Source organism: Cellulophaga sp. BC115SP (assembly GCF_009905545.1).
GTDB classification, from domain to species: Bacteria; Bacteroidota; Bacteroidia; order Cytophagales; family Spirosomataceae; genus Flectobacillus; species Flectobacillus rivi.
Map to the genome: position 1 here is coordinate 90,208 of NZ_JAAALB010000003.1, position 17,771 is coordinate 107,978.

12 protein-coding genes are annotated in these 17,771 nt (G+C 38.5%); 9 read left to right on the forward strand and 3 right to left on the reverse strand.

Translation table 11 applies throughout. The features are described from left to right. Positions 1 to 257 precede the first annotated feature (257 nt). Entirely contained in the window at positions 258 to 1,025 is a 768-nt protein-coding gene (gene cobA, locus GVN22_RS03230; protein WP_166549637.1) for a uroporphyrinogen-III C-methyltransferase, read from the reverse strand. A gap of 444 nt (positions 1,026 to 1,469) precedes the next feature. Here cobA and nirB point away from each other — a divergent pair, with 444 nt between their 5' ends. The 4 genes from nirB to GVN22_RS03250 all read left to right on the forward strand — a co-directional run bounded on the left by nirB (position 1,470) and on the right by GVN22_RS03250 (position 6,690). Then, the gene (nirB, locus tag GVN22_RS03235) at positions 1,470 to 3,980 is read left to right on the forward strand and encodes a nitrite reductase large subunit NirB (protein ID WP_166549638.1); all 2,511 of its coding nucleotides are present in this window, start codon (positions 1,470 to 1,472) and stop codon (positions 3,978 to 3,980) included. Positions 3,981 to 4,041: 61 nt separating this feature from the next. Further along, positions 4,042 to 4,398, forward strand: coding sequence for a nitrite reductase small subunit NirD (gene nirD, locus GVN22_RS03240; protein ID WP_166549639.1), 357 nt, complete (start codon positions 4,042 to 4,044; stop codon positions 4,396 to 4,398). Between the two features lie 160 nt (positions 4,399 to 4,558). Further along, positions 4,559 to 6,046 (forward strand): histidine kinase, encoded by a 1,488-nt coding sequence (locus tag GVN22_RS03245; protein ID WP_166549640.1) that lies wholly within the window; start codon positions 4,559 to 4,561, stop codon positions 6,044 to 6,046. Continuing rightward, positions 6,043 to 6,690 (forward strand): response regulator transcription factor, encoded by a 648-nt coding sequence (locus GVN22_RS03250; protein WP_166549641.1) that lies wholly within the window; start codon positions 6,043 to 6,045, stop codon positions 6,688 to 6,690. Before GVN22_RS03245 ends, GVN22_RS03250 begins: the two co-directional genes overlap by 4 nt. Before the next feature lie 236 nt (positions 6,691 to 6,926). Here GVN22_RS03250 and GVN22_RS03255 read toward each other — a convergent pair whose 3' ends face one another. Continuing rightward, positions 6,927 to 8,258, reverse strand: coding sequence for an aspartyl protease family protein (locus GVN22_RS03255; protein ID WP_166549642.1), 1,332 nt, complete (start codon positions 8,256 to 8,258; stop codon positions 6,927 to 6,929). 275 nt (positions 8,259 to 8,533) lie between these two features. Between GVN22_RS03255 and GVN22_RS03260 the strand changes: the two genes are divergently transcribed. The 5 genes from GVN22_RS03260 to rpsA all read left to right on the forward strand — a co-directional run bounded on the left by GVN22_RS03260 (position 8,534) and on the right by rpsA (position 13,844). Continuing rightward, the gene (locus GVN22_RS03260; protein ID WP_166549643.1) at positions 8,534 to 8,995 is read left to right on the forward strand and encodes a hypothetical protein; all 462 of its coding nucleotides are present in this window, start codon (positions 8,534 to 8,536) and stop codon (positions 8,993 to 8,995) included. A 256-nt stretch (positions 8,996 to 9,251) separates the two neighbouring features. Next, the gene (gene tpiA / locus GVN22_RS03265; RefSeq protein WP_166549644.1) at positions 9,252 to 10,013 is read left to right on the forward strand and encodes a triose-phosphate isomerase; all 762 of its coding nucleotides are present in this window, start codon (positions 9,252 to 9,254) and stop codon (positions 10,011 to 10,013) included. Between the two features lie 484 nt (positions 10,014 to 10,497). Then, the gene (locus GVN22_RS03270; protein ID WP_166549645.1) at positions 10,498 to 10,974 is read left to right on the forward strand and encodes a cytidine deaminase; all 477 of its coding nucleotides are present in this window, start codon (positions 10,498 to 10,500) and stop codon (positions 10,972 to 10,974) included. 37 nt (positions 10,975 to 11,011) lie between these two features. Next, positions 11,012 to 11,686 carry a TVP38/TMEM64 family protein gene (locus GVN22_RS03275; protein WP_166549646.1) on the forward strand — a complete coding sequence of 225 codons (675 nt, stop codon included), beginning with the start codon at positions 11,012 to 11,014 and terminating at the stop codon, positions 11,684 to 11,686. A 352-nt stretch (positions 11,687 to 12,038) separates the two neighbouring features. Beyond that, complete coding sequence (gene rpsA, locus GVN22_RS03280) at positions 12,039 to 13,844, forward strand: 30S ribosomal protein S1 (protein WP_166549647.1); 1,806 nt, start codon at positions 12,039 to 12,041, stop codon at positions 13,842 to 13,844. A 166-nt stretch (positions 13,845 to 14,010) separates the two neighbouring features. Here rpsA and GVN22_RS03285 read toward each other — a convergent pair whose 3' ends face one another. Further along, positions 14,011 to 17,718 carry a DUF4450 domain-containing protein gene (locus GVN22_RS03285; RefSeq protein ID WP_166549648.1) on the reverse strand — a complete coding sequence of 1,236 codons (3,708 nt, stop codon included), beginning with the start codon at positions 17,716 to 17,718 and terminating at the stop codon, positions 14,011 to 14,013. Positions 17,719 to 17,771: the final 53 nt, after the last annotated feature.

Here is a 17,771-nt window from a genome sequence, read left to right on the forward strand (position 1 = left end):
CCCCACAATCATAATACAGATGGTTTTACATTCGCCCCCACGAATGACCATTTTCAACTAACTGTTGAAGGGAAATAAAGAACTAAAGAGCCCAGAAAGCGGGCAAGGTATAAGATTTATTAATTTTGAGAGTGTTGATGAAAAATGAAGTAGTCTAATTTATCAAGGTAATTAGTGGAACGGTTTCGCAGAATTATCGTTGAAACCTTTTTGTTTTATATAGTGCTTGATTACGTTCTAACTAAAATGAAATGTCCTTAACCACGCATCGTTCTAATTTCTTCTTTTAGGTAAGTTTCTATAAACTCTGGATGAAGACTTACCACTTCGCCAATGACAATCACTGCTGGATTGCTGAGTTTTTGTGTTTTTACTTTTGCTCCAATATCCTCAATAGTTCCGACAAGATACTTGGCGTTGTCGCGTGTGCCATTTTGAACTATTGCTACTGGTGTATCTTGTTTTTGGTAGTCAGTAAAAATAGCACAAATCTGTTCTAATTTACTCATACCCATCAGCACTACCACCGTTGCGGTTGACTGTGCCGCTAGTTTAATATCATTTGAAAGTTCACCTGTTTTGGTCGTGCCAGTAATTACCCAAAAACTTTCAGCATATCCTCTCGTGGTAACTGGAATTCCTACCGAAGCTGGCGCCGCAATGGCAGAAGTAACACCCGAAATCACTTCACAAGGAATATTAAATGAACGAACATATTCTATTTCTTCGAAGCCTCTTCCAAAAACAAAAGGATCGCCACCTTTGAGCCTTACTACATGTCCATATTCAAGGGCCAATTGTACTATCTGATAATTGATTTGCTCTTGCGTATAAACATATTTACCTAAGCGTTTTCCCACATATACTTTTACGGCATCTGGCTTGGCATACGCCAAAAGTTCTTCATTAGCTAAGGCATCATAGAGAATAACATCTGCTGACTCTATTGCTTTGATGCCTTTTAGAGTAATTAACTCTATATCACCTGGGCCAGCTCCAATCAAACTTATTCTTGGAATATTCATATTCTATTCTTTTTTGATATTTTTGCTTATGATTGAAACTACTCAGTTGTGATTTCGATACAAAAATGGCATAAAAATGTTTAAATCCAAAATTTAAGTTAAAATTTTAGGTATTTTTTTGAAAAAATTTGCAAAATCAATAAAAATAGGTTTAAATTTGATACATAAATCAAGGGGTTGTGGGAAAAAATGAATAAATTTGTTATAGAATTAATACAATTAGATTCAATTTTTCATTTAGTATTTATAGTGATAAATAACTAATTACACATTCTCTATTTACCACACAGTATCTGAGTATTTATTACTAGTTAGTTAAAAATACTTAGCTTTTTTAAAGACAAACTTCACAACGGCTTAAATAGAGTAAAGATACTCACACCTTAATAGGGTATCTATATGAATCAGTAATCAAGCATTTATCATCCTATAAATAACCATCAAATGAAAAAGAAAATTGTCGTAGTGGGGAACGGCATGGTGGGGTATAAGTTTTGTGAAAAGCTTATTGCAAAAGACGCCGCTCAGGAGTTTGATTTGGTTGTATTTGGCGAAGAAATTCGTCCAGCTTACGACCGTGTACATTTGTCTGCATACTTCGCTGGTAAAACAGTTGAAGACCTGACAATGGCTCCTGCAAGTTGGTATGCCGAAAATGGCATTACCCTTCACCTTTCTGACCCAATCGTGGACATCGATAGAGATGCCAAGACGGTTCGCTCGCACCATGGTTTGGTCGAGGCGTATGATTATTTAGTATTAGCTACGGGCTCAGCTGCCTTTGTGCCTCCGATTCCTGGCGTTGAAAAAGACGGAGTGTTTGTGTATCGTACGATTGAAGATTTGGATATGATGCAGAATCATGCCAAAAAAGCCAAAAAAGGTGCGGTGATCGGTGGAGGTTTGTTGGGTCTTGAAGCAGCAAAGGCATTGCTCGACCTAGGATTAGAAGAAACGCATGTAATCGAATTTGCGCCAAGGCTAATGCCTCGCCAAGTAGATGATGCAGGCTCAAAAATGCTTCAGACTAAGTTAGAAGAATTAGGTTTGAAGATACATTTGAATAAGAATACCCAAGAAATTCGTGGCAATGGCGCTATCTCTTCGATGCTCTTTGCTGATGGAGTAGAGTTGGAAGTAGACATGTTAGTGATTTCGGCAGGTATCAAACCTCGCGACGAAGTAGCTCGCATTGCAGGATTAGAAGTAGGTGTGCGTGGAGGTGTGATTGTAAATGATTATTTGCAGACTTCAGACCCAAATATTTATGCTATTGGCGAATGTGCTTTGGCTCATCACATGATATATGGCTTGGTTGCACCAGGTTATGAAATGGCAGATGTGGTAGTAAATCAATTGGTAAAGGATAAAGATAAATCATTCAAGCCGTTTGATATGTCTACTAAACTCAAATTGATTGGGGTAGATGTGGCAAGTTTTGGGGATGCTTTTATTCAAGAACCTAATTGTCAGACTATCGTTTACGAAAATTCTGCGAAAGGTATTTATAAAAGAATCAATATCTCCAACGATGGCAAGTATTTGCTCGGAGGGATTTTGATTGGCGATGCAGAGCAATATAATATGCTTTTGCAAAATGTCAAAAACCAAACAGTTCTTCCTCCTGACCCAGAGGATTTGATGCTCGGGGCTCGTGGAGGCAAGGAAGAATCAGGTGCTGGTGTAATGGCATTACCAGACGACGCTTCGATTTGTTCATGTGAAGCTATATCAAAAGGACAAATCTGTGGGGAAGTTTTGGCAGGAAATAATACGCTTGACGCTATTAAAAAATGTACGAAAGCGGGTACTGGTTGTGGTGGTTGTGTACCGATGGTCAAAGACCTCATCAACGAAACCATGAAAAGCCAAGGGGTGTATATCCGCAATATTATCTGCGAACACTTTGAGTATACACGTCAAGAGCTTTTTGACCTTGTCAAAATCAAAGGATATAAAACCTATGAGGAGGCTTTGGATGGATTGGGTCACGGCGATGGTTGCGAAACTTGTAAGCCTGCTGTAGCTTCTATCTTGGCAAGTTTATGGAACGAGATGATTTTGGTAAAAGGCAATGACACCGTTCAAGATTCGAACGACCGTTATTTAGCTAATATCCAGAAAAATGGCACTTACTCGGTTGTCCCTCGTATCCCTGGCGGAGAAATAACGCCAGATAAATTGATTGTAATTGGACAAGTTGCGTTGAAATACGGACTTTACACCAAAATCACAGGTGGTCAGCGTATCGACCTTTTTGGTGCTCACGTATCAGACTTGCCTGCCATTTGGGAAGAATTGGTCAATGCTGGATTTGAGTCAGGACACGCTTATGGCAAGGCATTACGTACTGTAAAGTCATGTGTAGGCTCAACTTGGTGTCGTTTTGGTTTGCATGATTCTGTATCTTTTGCCATCGAAATCGAAGAGCGCTACCGTGGACTGAGAGCGCCTCATAAGTTCAAATCGGCAGTTTCGGGCTGTACGCGTGAGTGTGCCGAAGCGCAATCGAAAGACTTTGGAATTATCGCTACCGAGAAAGGTTGGAACTTATATGTATGTGGCAATGGCGGCGTAAAGCCTCAACACGCTTTATTATTAGCCAGCGACATCGACTCAGAAACCTGTATTAAGTACATCGACCGTTTCTTGATGTTTTATATCAAAACGGCAGAACCTTTGACTCGCACTGCCACATGGCTCAATAAACTCGATGGTGGAATAGATTATCTCAAAGCCGTTGTAATCGATGATGTATTAGGCTTAAATAAGCAGTTTGAAGATGAAATGAATATGCTGGTAGAGGCATATCGTTGTGAATGGAAAGAGGTAGTAACAAACCCTGAGCTTCGCAAACGTTTTACACACTTTGTCAATGCGCCACACATAAAAGACCCGAATGTCAAATTCGAGCCAATGCGTGACCAAATTAAAGCAGCAGAGTGGGTGAAATAATGATTCAACAGATTGAAGGCAATAGATTGCTATTGCCCAAAGTCCTTAAAAAGCAAATACAATGAGCAACATATTAGCAGAAGATACTCTTGTTTGGCATTTGGCATGTTCAGAAGCCGACATACCCGAAAATGGCGGAGCTTGTGCACTCATCAAGGGAGAACAAATCGCTATTTATAATTTTAAAAGAAGAGGTGAATGGTTTGCCACACAAAATCTTTGCCCACATCGCCAACAAATGGCTCTTTCGAGAGGCATGATTGGCTCGACGGGCGAAGAACAAGAACCTAAAGTGGCTTGCCCTTTTCATAAAAAGACTTTTTCCTTGAAAACAGGAGCTTGTCTTTCTGGCGACGATTATCAGATTCAAACCTATCCCGTGAAAGTAGAAAACGGAATGGTTTACGTAGGCTTGTAACGACCAAATACAGCTTTGGGCTTGTTTTTAGCTTCTTATTTTAGGACAAGTCCAAAGCAAAATATTATACTTTTAAGATTTTTTTGAAACAATTTGATAACCAGTAAATTACTTGAAACGACTTAGCGATTTATTTCGAAAAATTGGTATATTTCAGGTTATGAGGCCTTTAGATACCCAAGTTTTTCAACGATTGACCCGCTTGTATGTGATTGCACTTACAACGGTTGCCGCTTTGTCTATGTCAGGACAATTGGTTATTCAATTGTTTCTACACCAATTACTAGACGATTCTCATGTTATTAATATCGCAGGTCGTCAAAGAATGCTCAGCCAACGATTATGTAAAACATCGATTTTGCTTTGTCGTCCTGATATTTTTCCTGCCGATGCCGAGCATTATTCGCAAGATATTAAAGATATTATTCGACTGTGGGAAGGCTGTCACAATGGGTTGAAAGGAGGAGAGTTAGATACGCCTGAGCAAACCTATACGGTTCGCAACAGTCCTACTATTGATAGTTTATTTTTGGAGCTAAATCCGATTTTTACGGTTATGCTTACCAATGCCAAAACTATCAGTTACATTATTGAGAACCCTGTAAAAAACCAAGCAGATTCGCTTCATACTTCGCTTCAGCAAATTTTGAGTAATGAGCGTAATTTCTTGAAAATGATGGATAAAATCGTTTTCCAATACGATAAAGAAGCCAGTCAACGAGTAGATACCATTAAGCGTATCGAGTTGATTTTGTTTGTGTTATTATTTGTCGTTTTGGTACTCGAAGGACTCTTGATATTTAGACCAATAGCCAACTATATCAGAGTGGTTATAAAAAAACTGACTGATTCAGAAACAGAATTGCGTGACTCCAATGAGATGCTCGTAACTACCCAAGCGGCGCTAGTTCAGGCTACAGAGGAGAAATATAAATTACAATTAGCAGAAGAAAAAGTACGTTCAGCTTCTTTGATGGAGGGGCAGGAGCTAGAGCGCAAGCGTCTCGCTCGCGAGCTGCATGATGGTATTGGGCAAATGCTAACAGGCTTACGATTACTTGGAGAAAGAGTGCGCAGTACGCCATTTACCAACGAAAAACAAGAAAAGTCTTTTGAGGAGCTACAGAAATTGATTCAAGAGACTATTGAAGCTACTCGTACAGTTTCTTTCAACTTGGCACCATCGGTATTAAGTGATTATGGCTTGGGACCTGCCGTGAGAATTTTGGCGGAGCAAACTTCTAAAATGTCAGGAGTGGGAATAGATTTTCATGATAATATTCAAAAGCGACTTCCTGAAAATATTGAAACTACTCTATATCGTATTGCCCAAGAAGCTTTACACAATGCCGTAAAATACGCTGATGCTAGTGTGATAAGTATTCATTTGGAGGAAGCCAATCAACGTGTTTTAATGCATATTATCGACAACGGCAAAGGTTTTGAAGTTGGTCCAAGTAAAAAAGGCTTGGGAAGTAATGGCTTGAAAAATATGCAAACTCGTAGTAATTTATTGAACGGACAATTCAAAATACAGTCAGGAATTGGAAAAGGAACCGCTATTCAGGTGGTTATTCCTTTATCGAATAAAAAGAAGTCATCCACTATTTCAAAGAAAAAACCATTAACTCAACAGACAACGATATGAATCCTATAAAAGTATTACTAGCCGACGACCACGATGTGGTGCGTAAAGGCATGAAAATGCTCCTTGAGGACGAAGAGGGTGTACTTGTAATTGGCGAAGCTGCCGACGGTGCCGAAGCTATCGAAAAAGTAAAAGCTTTGATGCCCGATGTGGTTATCTTAGATCTTACTATGCCCAAAATGACAGGTATCGAAGCTGCCGCTGTAATTTCACAGGAATATCCATCGGTGAGAATCTTGATTTTCTCGATGCACAACAACCGTGAATACATCATCAATTCTGTAGAGAATGGTGCAAGTGGATATTTGCTAAAAGATACAGGCAAAGACGAGTTACTTCGTGCTTTGAGCGTTGTTTCGGAAGGTCGTAAGTATTTTCCACCTGAAATATCCGAAGTGATTATTGACGAATTACTTGCAAAAAATCTTTCGGGAGGCGCACCTGTGGAAAGTAAGCCTATTTTTCAGAAAATTACGCCTAAAGAGCGCCAAATTCTTGACCTTATTGTGCAAGGCTATAATAGCCGTGAAATTGCAGATAAGCTGTTTTTGAGTATTCGTACTGTAGACAATCACCGTGCGAATATGATGAAGAAAACTAAAGCGAAAAATACCGCTGATTTAGTAAAAATGGCAATACAGTAACTATCGAGTGAGTTGAGATTGAGTGAATGAGTGATTTTTATCTATCTCATTCACTCAAATATTAATGGGCAAAATCTTAACCTACAATAGGCTAAAATCTTCAATATGATGCTTGGGAAGCTATAAAAAATATTTTACCGAGTACTCATAGCCGATAACCGAAAGCTCAATAATGCAGCATTAAGTTGAACGAGTTAATGAGATAAAAAATTATACTCAGAACTCATCACTCATGCTTATATTGCCCGTTTTAATGTTAAAGTTGTTACAAACAAGCCATTACCTCTTTTGACCACAAAATTGAGAGGTTTTCCTTCGCCTTTCTGGAATAACTTGTACAGCTCACTTATGGATATGTCGCGCGAAGATTTGTCATTCACAAACAATAATTTGTCCCCTTCTTGTAAACCTGCACTTTCAGCAGGAGAATTAGCCTCGATTCTTTCAATCAAGTACTCGTTATAGTTCTGACCTTTGGCTGCCAATTCCATTCCTGTCATATTATGTTCAAAAGGCTCTTTAAGATTTTTGTTTGAGGCTTTCAAAACAATATATTGATCTCTGTAGTTGAAAGTAACTCTGAATCTTCTCAAAAACTCACAACCAATATTTCCTTGACGAGGATTTGCCAAGACATTAGGAATTACTTTGTAAGAGTTACTATCAGGAAAGGACGCAACCAAGTTTTGTAAGGTATATTTCCCAATCTTTAACTTTTGAATACGACCTAATTTGCCATTAATAATGCCGCTCAATCCTCTACCCAACTGAGCGCTAATGAGCTTTTGTGGAAGCTTGATTTTAGAGTTAGCTGTTGCATCCAACGAAAGGGCATGACCTGCTCCTGTATCTAACACTACTTTGATAGGAACGCTAGTAACACTATCTACAAGCTCAAGTGTATTGAGATAAGGTTTTTTGTCTTCAATCGAAATCGGAATTTTTTCTCCTTTTGAAGGTTTGTATTTATAGTTATCAGGATTTTGAAAGGTTATTTCCCTCATATTAAAATCAATAGTTACTGCAAACCTGTCAAATAGTTCATAGCCAATAATTCCATGTATGGGACGTCCAACAAATTCACTTAATTTGAGGATGTCTTCTTTCAGAATAACCAAATTTTGGTGGTATCCTGTCACTTCCCCCATTTGAATGGTATTATTAAGTACGATATTAGCCTCCAATTTTTCACCTTCGCCAGCTCCTGCAATCTTAACTTTTCGAATAGGAATCAGATTTTGTTTTTGGAGACAAGTAGGGTCTGTAATCAGGATTGTACTTACACCAGTGTCGAGGATAAAGTGTAAGGTATCTGAATTATTGATTTTTAATGGGATGATGATTAAATTTGCCTGAAGCTCAAAAGGAATTTTAGTAATTTTCCTATTTTTAATAAATTGAAACCCAAATTTTTCCTCCACAACCTTTTCCTTGGTTCGAGTGGGAGAAAGTGACTTAGGAAAGCCAAGCGACGTCACGAAAGCATGATGGATGAATGCGAATTGCTGCTCATGAGAAATAAAAACAATGAACAGCGCAAGAACAATTTTTAATAAAGAGGTTCTCATATTCTTGTCTGTTTAGTATCTATCTAATTTATAGTATTTTAGGATATAAAACAAATGTTTTTCTTAGATTGTTTAAATTTATCATTGGAAAGATACAAAAGCTAAAAAGAGCCCTTAGAATTAATTATATTTAAGAAAATTAGCAATGATAAAGCAGTAAAACCGCCAGATTTCTGCAAGAATTTTATAGATGATATCAACGATTAATCGCTAGTTTTATAGAACTGATTACCGAGTATTCATCAATACCCACATTCCCATAAAAACCAACGCCCATGTCCAAAGTAGTTATTAAACCAATACTCTATGCTGCACTAGCAGGAGGACTTTTGTCTTCTTGTGTTAGCCAGCAAAAATACCAAGCGCTCATACAAGACAAAGACCGTCTTGACGTAAGTGTCGAACGAGCACACAAAGAAATTAAGGAACTGAAGGAAACCAAGCTCAACTTAGAAGATCAAATCAAATACAAAAACGTGGAGATTGCTAAGTTAGAGAATCAGGTAAGTATCATCAAAAAGCAAGCAGATGCAATGGGGCAAAAGTTTGATGAGCTGGAGGACCAAATGAAAAAAATGAGTGCCGACCTAGAAAGCAAAAAATATGAAAGTGCTTTACTTGTGGCAAGTTATGAGCGTAAAATTGCAGAATTACAATTGCTTGGCTCAAAGTTTAAAGCCAAAAAGAAAGCTAAAGTCACCAAAAAGACCGATAAAATACTAGCCGTCAAAAACTAGGCTGTATAAAGATCAATGGGAGCCTCGCAATATTTGTGAGGCTTTTTTTATGAAAGCTAAAAGGTTGATTTTTAGGAAAAGAGTTCTGCCATTTGCGAGAGGATACTCAATTATGCTTCGCCGAAACAAATCCCTAAATTTTTAGTGCAAAGCATATTTTATCTATAAATTTGTAGGGTAATTAAGTTTCAACCAAAAAACAGTGGTTCAATAGATTCAGCGCAAGCTGTTTCTCTCCCCGACTTTACTTAAAAAAATGAGAAAGAAAATCGTTGCTGGTAACTGGAAAATGAACAAAACAGCTGAAGAAGCATTAATCTTAGCTTCTGAAGTGGCAAACATGGTGAAAGATGAAGTATCTACAGACGTTACTGTAGTTATTGCTTCTCCGTCTTTGTACTTGAGTACTTTGACAAAATATGCTGAGCCAGTAGTAAATTTGGGTATTTCGGCTCAAAACTGCCACCAAAAAGCCTCTGGTGCTTATACAGGTGAAATCTCAGCTCCAATGTTGAAATCAATCGGTGTAGAATATGTAATCTTAGGTCACTCTGAGCGTCGTCAGTACTTTGGTGAAACTAATGAGCAATTGGCTGAAAAAGTAAATATCTCTCTTGAAAATGGTTTGACTCCAATCTTCTGTTGTGGAGAATCTCTAGATCAGCGCAATGCTCCAGGATACTTGGAGTTTGTAGCTTCACAATTGACTGATAGCCTTTTCCACTTGTCAGTAGAAGATTTCGGTAAAGTAGTAATTGCTTACGAACCAATCTGGGCAATCGGTACAGGTGTAACAGCATCTTCTGATCAGGCACAAGAAATGCACGCATTCTTGCGCGCTCATGTTGCTACAAAATACGGACAAGAAGTAGCAGATAATACTTCTATCCTATACGGTGGTAGCTGTAACGAGAAAAACGCTCCTGAGTTGTTTTCTCGTGAAGATATCGACGGTGGTCTAATCGGTGGTGCATCATTGAAATCTCGTGAATTTGTGAATATCGCAAAATCATTCTAGTTGATATAGGTTATAAGTTATTTGTTAGTCGTTATTAGAGACGAACCCAAGTACAAGCGATAAATTAGTAGTGTACGAAGGATTTCCAACAATTTCAGATTTCTGATTTCGGAAATAGAGTAAAATACCTTTATTTTTTACAAAAAAAGAAGTTTATACTTCCGAAATCCAACATCCGATATTCGAAATAGAGAGGAGTGAGAGCTCGATAGCAATAACTAACATGACGAAATAGATTAAAGAGCGCCGTAGGTGCGATAGAAGCCCGTTTTCTGTCACATTTACGGCGCTTTTGGTATTTATGGGCTTACCGTAAATAGTAGTTTTTCAGTGCTTTATCCATGACATTATACAAGTTCTATACCTCATTCTCTAAAAGTTTTGAGCTAGAAAAATAACAAGCTAAAAAAAATCATACTCTTTAAGAACTTTTCTGAAAAACAGCACGTTATACCTTTCCCTATTTCTAAAATCATCATAAACTATGCAGAAATTAAATGTAACTATTTCATTAGAATCTTATGACTCAGAAACTGAATTGAGTGCAAAAGAACAGTTGTTGTTGATGGAAGCTCGTAAGGCTACTTATAAGTCTTATGCGCCTTATTCACAGTTTCATGTGGGTGCTGCTATATTACTAGAAGACGATACTATTATCACTGCCAATAACCAAGAAAATGCAGCCTTTCCATCAGGCTCTTGTGCTGAGCAATCAGCGATATTTTGGGTAGGAGCTAATCATCCAGACAAAAAAATCAAATCTATTGCGGTTATCGCTCGCCCTGGGAAGGGTGATGAGTTTAGAGGCGTTCCTCCTTGCGGTGCTTGTCGCCAAGCAATGCTTGAATACGAAGTGCGTCAAAAACAGCCAATTCGCTTATTGATGCTTGGAGCAAACAACCAAGTATTAGCAACGGAATCAATAGGAGACTTACTTCCTTTGAAGTTTGAAGAATTTTAATCAGATTTCGAGTAAATTTTATTCGAAACCAATCCTTATGAATTCATTTTTTAAACAGAATACCTTTTCGTTGGTCTATGCCTTTTTTTTAGGGGTAATGCCCTTAGTCGTTAGTTCTTCGATTACGGTATGGGTGATGTTTCATGAAGCAAATATCCATCAGTTCGATTTGTCTACATGGACGATGGTATATGCCGCTGCAAGTTTGACAATGGCCTTTGCACTTACGCCAACTACCTTTATAGCGCTATTGAGTGGTTATTTTTTGGGTTGGCAAGCGTTAATTCCTGTTTGTATCAGCTATTGGCTAGCTTCTTGGATTGGATATATAATGGCCGCTAAAATAGATGGTGGACGATTATTGAGTGCTTTGGAGGAAAGAGAAGGGGTAAAGGAACTTCTTCAAAATCTTCAGAAGCAAGAGTTCAAAATCATTTTGTTGGCGCGACTTTCACCTGTATTGCCTTTTGCGGTGAGTAACTTATTGTTTTCATGTTCGGGAGCCAAGCTAAAAAACTTCCTTACTGCAGGTTTTATTGGGATGTTGCCCCGCACGCTTTTGTCTATATGGGTAGGAACCCAAGCCAAAGAAATTAAGGCATTAGTGGAACATCCAAGTGAAGGAGCTGTAGCGCAAGTGGCTATTATACTGATGATTGGAATTTCGTTGTATGGATTATTTAGAGTCGTAAGAAAAGCAATAGGAGAGTAGGTTTATTTTAGAAGAGAAAATATACTTGAGATTAGGACTTTACGAAGGATACTAAGCTATTGCAGATTTGAGATTTTTGATTTCGGAAAGATAATTAAAAAAATAGGTTATACTTCCGAAATCTAACATCCGATATCCGATTATAATACTTCGTACACAACTAACTTTAAATTGTCCTTTGTTGACGATAGACTCTATATGTCTTAATATTAGGGTAAATATTTTTTTCTCATTCATTTTCAGAATATTAGAAAAATTTTATACCTTTGCACCCCCAATCAATTGGGATTAACTAACTATAATTCAATGTGTTTTGCCCGCCACATTGATGTATCAGGGCTTTTATTTAAACATGGCTAATCAATTAGCAGATTTCGACTGGGATTTAGTCGGCACTAAAGGTATCGGTGGTGGTTACTCTACCGAAGAGAGAGCAAGATTAGAAGCTCTTATTGAAGGTACATTGAACCTTGTAACTGAGAAAGAAGTAGTAAAAGGTACTGTAGTAGGTATCACAGACCGTGAAGTGATTTTGAACATCGGTTTCAAATCAGACGGTATGGTTCCAACTTCAGAATTCAGAGATATGCCTGAATTGAAAGTTGGAGATGTAGTAGATGTTTACGTTGAGAACCAAGAAGACAAAGCAGGTCAATTGATTCTTTCTCGTAAATTGGCTAAAGTAATGACTGCATGGAAAAACATCGAAGAAGCTCTTGAGCAAGATATCGTTATCGATGGTTTCGTTAAGCGTCGTACTAAAGGTGGTCTTATCGTTGATATCTTCGGTGTTGAGGCGTTCTTGCCAGGTTCACAAATCGATGTGAAACCAATCCGTGACTTTGATATCTTCGTTGGTAAGAAAATGGAAGTTAAGGTTGTTAAAATCAACCATGCTAACGATAACGTTGTTGTTTCTCACAAAGTTCTTATCGAGAAAGACCTTGAAGAACAACGTCAATTGATCTTGAACAACCTTGAAAAAGGACAAGTTCTTGAAGGTGTTATCAAGAACATGACTAACTTCGGTGTGTTCATCGACTTAGGTGGTGTTGACGGTTTGTTGCACATCACAGATATTTCTTGGGGTCGTATCAACCATCCACAAGAGTTGCTTAAATTGGATCAGAAAATCCAAGTGGTTGTTTTGGACTTCGACGAGAACAAGAAACGTATCTCTTTGGGTATGAAACAATTGCAAGCTCACCCTTGGGATGCTTTGGCAGCTACAGTAGAAATCGGTTCTAAAGTAAAAGGTAAAGTTGTAAACGTTGCTGATTACGGTGCTTTCTTAGAAGTATTGCCAGGTGTTGAAGGTTTGATCCACGTTTCAGAAATGTCTTGGTCGCAACACTTGCGTAACCCACAAGACTTCTTGAAAGTAGGTGACGAAATCGAAGCAGTTGTATTGACTTTGGATCGCTCTGAGCGTAAAATGTCATTGGGTATCAAACAATTGACTGAAGATCCTTGGACTAAACAAGATTTGTTGAGCAAATACGCAGTAGGTACTAAGCACACTGGTACTGTACGTAACTTGACAAACTTCGGTTTGTTCCTTGAATTGGAAGAGGGTATCGATGGTTTGGTTCACGTATCTGACTTGTCTTGGACTAAGAAAATCAAACACCCTTCTGAGTTCATCAAAGTTGGTGAGAAATTAGACGTTGTGGTATTGGAGCTTGACGCGGACAACCGTCGTTTGGCTTTAGGTCACAAACAATTGGAAGAAAACCCTTGGGATACTTTTGAATCAATCTTCACTGTAGGTTCTGTTCACAAAGCAACTATCGTTGCGAAAAATGACAAAGGAGCTACTTTGGAATTGCCTTACGGTATCGAAGGTTCTGTACAGTTGAAACAATTGGTGAAAGAAGATGGTTCTGTTGCTGAAGCTGGTGAACAACTTGACTTCAAAGTAATCGAATTCAACAAAGAAGATCGTAAAATCGCTCTTTCTCACACAAGAATTTTCAACGACGCTAAAGAAGAGGCTGTTCAAGAAGAGAAGAAAAGAACTGTTAAAGATGTAGAAAAAGTTACTAGCTCTGTTGAGAAATCAACTTTGGGTGACTTAGATGCTTTGACAGCTTTGAAAGCTCAAATGGAAGACTCAGCTCGTGAAGAAGCTAAGAAAAAATTGGAGAAGAAGAAATAATCATTTCTGATTAAGTATATTAAAAGGCTCTGCTGACGTATGTTGGCAGAGCCTTTTTTATTGGGCTATGGGGTATTGGCTTTCTGTTACTTGAGATACTATTAAGTAAAACTCCGCACTCCTAACTCTGCATTCCTCACTTTCTCAACTCCCAACTCAACACTCACTAATGTCCTAGTGTAATACTCATCAAACCAATTACTACGTCGTTTGTAAGGGTTTTGAGTGTAATACTTTTGAGTGTTTTCTTTGGATTAAGAGACATATCTAATACTGTTGCAGCACCACCTTCTATCTTTTTGCCATTCCAGAACGCCTTGGATTCTTGTCCATTTACCACCTTTCCTGTCGCAAGATGTACTCTAATTGGACGAGACTGCTTTAGTTTGAACGCAAAGTCATCTGTGAAATAATCTTGATCGATAGGCCACCACGTTTCAGGATTTCGCAATGCTAATAGTTCTTCTGTGCCATCAGTATATTTAACTGTGATGATACCATTATCTAGCTGACTTTGCATAGGGTTAGTCGAGCCAGCCATCAAAAACCACGCGTGCGAGGCATTTCCTGATAATGGAATCACTTTTTCGTTAGGGTAATTATCCCATTGTGAGGTAAAAACAATATTGTTGACTTTTGGATTAGAAGGTGTCTTGAAACGAATCCCCTGAGACAACTCGAATTGGTCATTAGTTTGTGCTAATTTTCTCAAACCTTCATCTTTTACTTCAAAGCTTTCATGTGGATGTGGCCAATCTCCAATACCTTGCCAAGGCAATTGCAAAGTCGTAGCCAGTGGACGCGGTGAGAGGTATTGGTTTTGAAAAATTTGAGTGACTTTATCATTAAAAAAGGCAGTAAGATCAACGGTTTCCTGACGAAGCTGTAGTTTACCTTGCCAATTGACTAGCGTAGTTTCTATGGTTTGATTTTTCCCAAAAACGATACGCACTTTGTTGGTTCCGCATAGTAAATCGTTTTCAGAAATAGTAATGGTATCAGAGAACTTACCTGCTTCTATGCTCAAATTGGTTCTGAAATGATTGATGAATACCTGAGCCAATAGAGAATTTGACGTATTGTTTTGAAGACAAAACTTAGTAATATTTTCTTCTTTTTCATGACTACTTATTAACTCAATAGCAGGTCTTACCTTAAAACATATAGGCATCCACCAAGATAAACTGCCTTGTTGGAGTTGTGCAAAAACGGTGTAATTACCCTCTAGGGCTTGTATTTGGGCAGAAAACTGATTGTTTACCACTTGAATATTTCTCAATACTTTTTGAGCGTCAAAAATCTCTAAAACTTTAGCACCTACAAAGCTTTGCTTTATGAATTCCTGATTCGTATAGGTTTTTTCAGTTTTGGGTAAAATTGGCTTTTCCCCTTTCCACTGAATAACAATTTCATATTGTGGTAAATAAGGAAGTGCTATTTCAACGACAGGCTTTCCTACAGATTGGTCAAGATTTTTCCACCCAACTTTTTTCCCATTTACAACGATTTGAGCTACTTGTCCTTGAGCCAATACCTGAAATTTGAAATCTAAAGCTGTAGGCAGAGTAGGAATGATTACATAGGTATCTGTTTTTAGTTTTCTCTTAAAATCAAAGCTAATATCAGGTGTTTTAAAAGAAGCATAATCCCAAGTTGCAGGTAATCCTGGGCGAATCAATAAGGTATTGTTTAGCGCATCAGGAACGATACCAAATAGACCTTCGACCAAGGCGCGTGAGAACATACCAATGGGGTCTGCAAAATCTCGATAAGCCTCGCCACGGGCAGCATCAAAGTACGAAATCTGAACAATATTGCCAGGACTTCCACCCAAATACATCGACTGTAATATTTCGCTTTTAAATAGTTTGAAGGCTTCGTCTGTACGACCAGCTTGCCAGTTTGCCAAAATAATATGCATCGATTCTGCTAAAGCGACATTATTGAGCGACCACATATATGGCATCCAGTTGGTGGTAGAAAGTGTGTAGTAACCTTTGTCTTCCAGCCCCTTCGCTCTAATCGGAATATGTGGAATTTCATTGTCTACATACCTGAGCATTTGATAAGCTTGAAACTTATCTGGCACTTCCGAATCGATGCTATGATAAATCGTCCAAATACCCGCTGAAGGATGCAGTAGCTTATTTCCTAATGCATCTTTAAACTCGGCAAAAGTTCCTTTTTGTGGCATCCATAAAATTTGATTCATGGCTTTCAAAACCTTTTCAGCTTTTTCCAGATAAGGATTCGGATTGTCGCCCATCAATTTGGCTATTTGTGCGGCTTTTTTAAAACCCAAATAATTATAAGCTGAAGTGTGAGTGACATCACCACCGCTATATTGAAGTGCATCACTTGCCCAAATGGCAGCATAGGCATCAAATAGGTTGTTTTTATCTATGTCAAAATTTCTTACTTCCCAGTCCAAATGCCTTTTGATGACCGACCATGTTTGGCGCATGAAAGTAGTATCTTTTGTCCAAGCAAAATGGCGTAGTAACTGGTCGATATACACCAAATTCATATCGTAATGGTGTGGACGTAGGTTAGTGCCATTCGGGTCTCGATTAATATAACCATTGCTAAACATCCCTATACCCGATTTTTCGGTGCTTCGAGCAAAGTGCATGGCGCTATCGGGTTTGATAGGACTTGCAAGTGGCGTGGTAAATTGTGATAAAGCATAAGCTTCAAAATGTGTTTTGGCTCTATTGTGCCAACCCAGCACATCGGCAGTATAAGGCCCACGCCAACCAGGCAAACGCATCCGCCAGCCAATTGAGCCATGCATATAGGTAGGTGAGTCCCAGATAGCGTCAGAGGCAATGGCTAAAGTGCCTCCAATCGTATTGATAAATGGATCGGGAGTATTGATTTGGATACGATTAGCTAAGGTTTCATGAGTATTTTCTGCTTCTTGAAAAATACGTGGTAACTCATCATATTCAATATTGGCTTTGGTTGTAGGATTATAAATTGTAAAGAAATATTCGGATGGGTTTGTTATGACGAGCTTTCCACAAATGACAGGAGCTTTTTCTGTTTGTGATTGATATAAAGATAGGGGAGAAGCCAACGCTTGTGCATCTACCACCTTAAGTTCTGATTCGGTCGGGAAAGTGCCTTGGAGAGTCTGTTCTTTGCTTGGTTTGGCAGGCACCTTGGCATCTTCCACAAAATATCGTCCATCACCTGTAGCGGGCAAGCCTGTACCATATTTGAGGATGAATTTTCCTTTTTCTGGAATTACATACTGGTTGTCTTTGCAATTGGCTGCCTGTAGATAAAAATTAGATTCTGGGTCGGGTCCCATATCCCCATCTCTGGAAAACTTTTTACCTGTTGCTCCTCCAAATGCCCAATATAACTCGGTAGATTGAGGAGTATTTTTAAACTGGGTTTTCAGAACAAACCCTTCTGCATCGGACAAGGCTAAAATCTCAATTTCGAGAACACCATTTCCCAATATTGCATCTTTGATGGTATAGAGCCTTGCGCCAGCTCGATAGCGTGCAATAATGCTATCGGCTTGGATTAACCATTTGCTTTGTTGGTTGACAGAAATCCCCAATTTAAAGTTGCCCCCCATGCCTGGCATATACAAGGCAAATTCAGGACGGTCACCTGTTTCGATACGAAAGGCGGTGTTTGTACCATAAAGCGCTCGTGTGAATAGCCGCTTGCCATTGGTAATCACAAAGTCTTTGCCCTCGGGACGATAGCGTAATTCTAGTTCTTGATTATGCCATGTTTTAGGAGAAAGTTTTACAGGATATAGTTCTTGGGAAAAGGTGTTCTGTGTAAAAGAAAATAGACATATATACCCTACACAGAAAAGTTTTAAGAATAGATTTAGTTTTTTCGCTTTCATGAAAATAGCATTTTATTGAAAATACAAATAAAAGAAGCTAATATCATAAAAGC

What these genes read in the sequence shown, in the direction of transcription:
- cobA (WP_166549637.1), bottom strand. Translation starts at nt 1,025, where the DNA reads ATGAATATTCCAAGAATAAGTTTGATTGGAGCTGGCCCAGGTGATATA.
- GVN22_RS03250 (WP_166549641.1), top strand. Translation starts at nt 6,043, where the DNA reads ATGAATCCTATAAAAGTATTACTAGCCGACGACCACGATGTGGTGCGT.
- GVN22_RS03270 (WP_166549645.1), top strand. Translation starts at nt 10,498, where the DNA reads ATGCAGAAATTAAATGTAACTATTTCATTAGAATCTTATGACTCAGAA.
- nirB (WP_166549638.1), top strand. Translation starts at nt 1,470, where the DNA reads ATGAAAAAGAAAATTGTCGTAGTGGGGAACGGCATGGTGGGGTATAAG.
- GVN22_RS03275 (WP_166549646.1), top strand. Translation starts at nt 11,012, where the DNA reads ATGAATTCATTTTTTAAACAGAATACCTTTTCGTTGGTCTATGCCTTT.
- rpsA (WP_166549647.1), top strand. Translation starts at nt 12,039, where the DNA reads ATGGCTAATCAATTAGCAGATTTCGACTGGGATTTAGTCGGCACTAAA.
- GVN22_RS03260 (WP_166549643.1), top strand. Translation starts at nt 8,534, where the DNA reads ATGTCCAAAGTAGTTATTAAACCAATACTCTATGCTGCACTAGCAGGA.
- tpiA (WP_166549644.1), top strand. Translation starts at nt 9,252, where the DNA reads ATGAGAAAGAAAATCGTTGCTGGTAACTGGAAAATGAACAAAACAGCT.
- GVN22_RS03245 (WP_166549640.1), top strand. Translation starts at nt 4,559, where the DNA reads ATGAGGCCTTTAGATACCCAAGTTTTTCAACGATTGACCCGCTTGTAT.
- GVN22_RS03255 (WP_166549642.1), bottom strand. Translation starts at nt 8,258, where the DNA reads ATGAGAACCTCTTTATTAAAAATTGTTCTTGCGCTGTTCATTGTTTTT.
- nirD (WP_166549639.1), top strand. Translation starts at nt 4,042, where the DNA reads ATGAGCAACATATTAGCAGAAGATACTCTTGTTTGGCATTTGGCATGT.
- GVN22_RS03285 (WP_166549648.1), bottom strand. Translation starts at nt 17,718, where the DNA reads ATGAAAGCGAAAAAACTAAATCTATTCTTAAAACTTTTCTGTGTAGGG.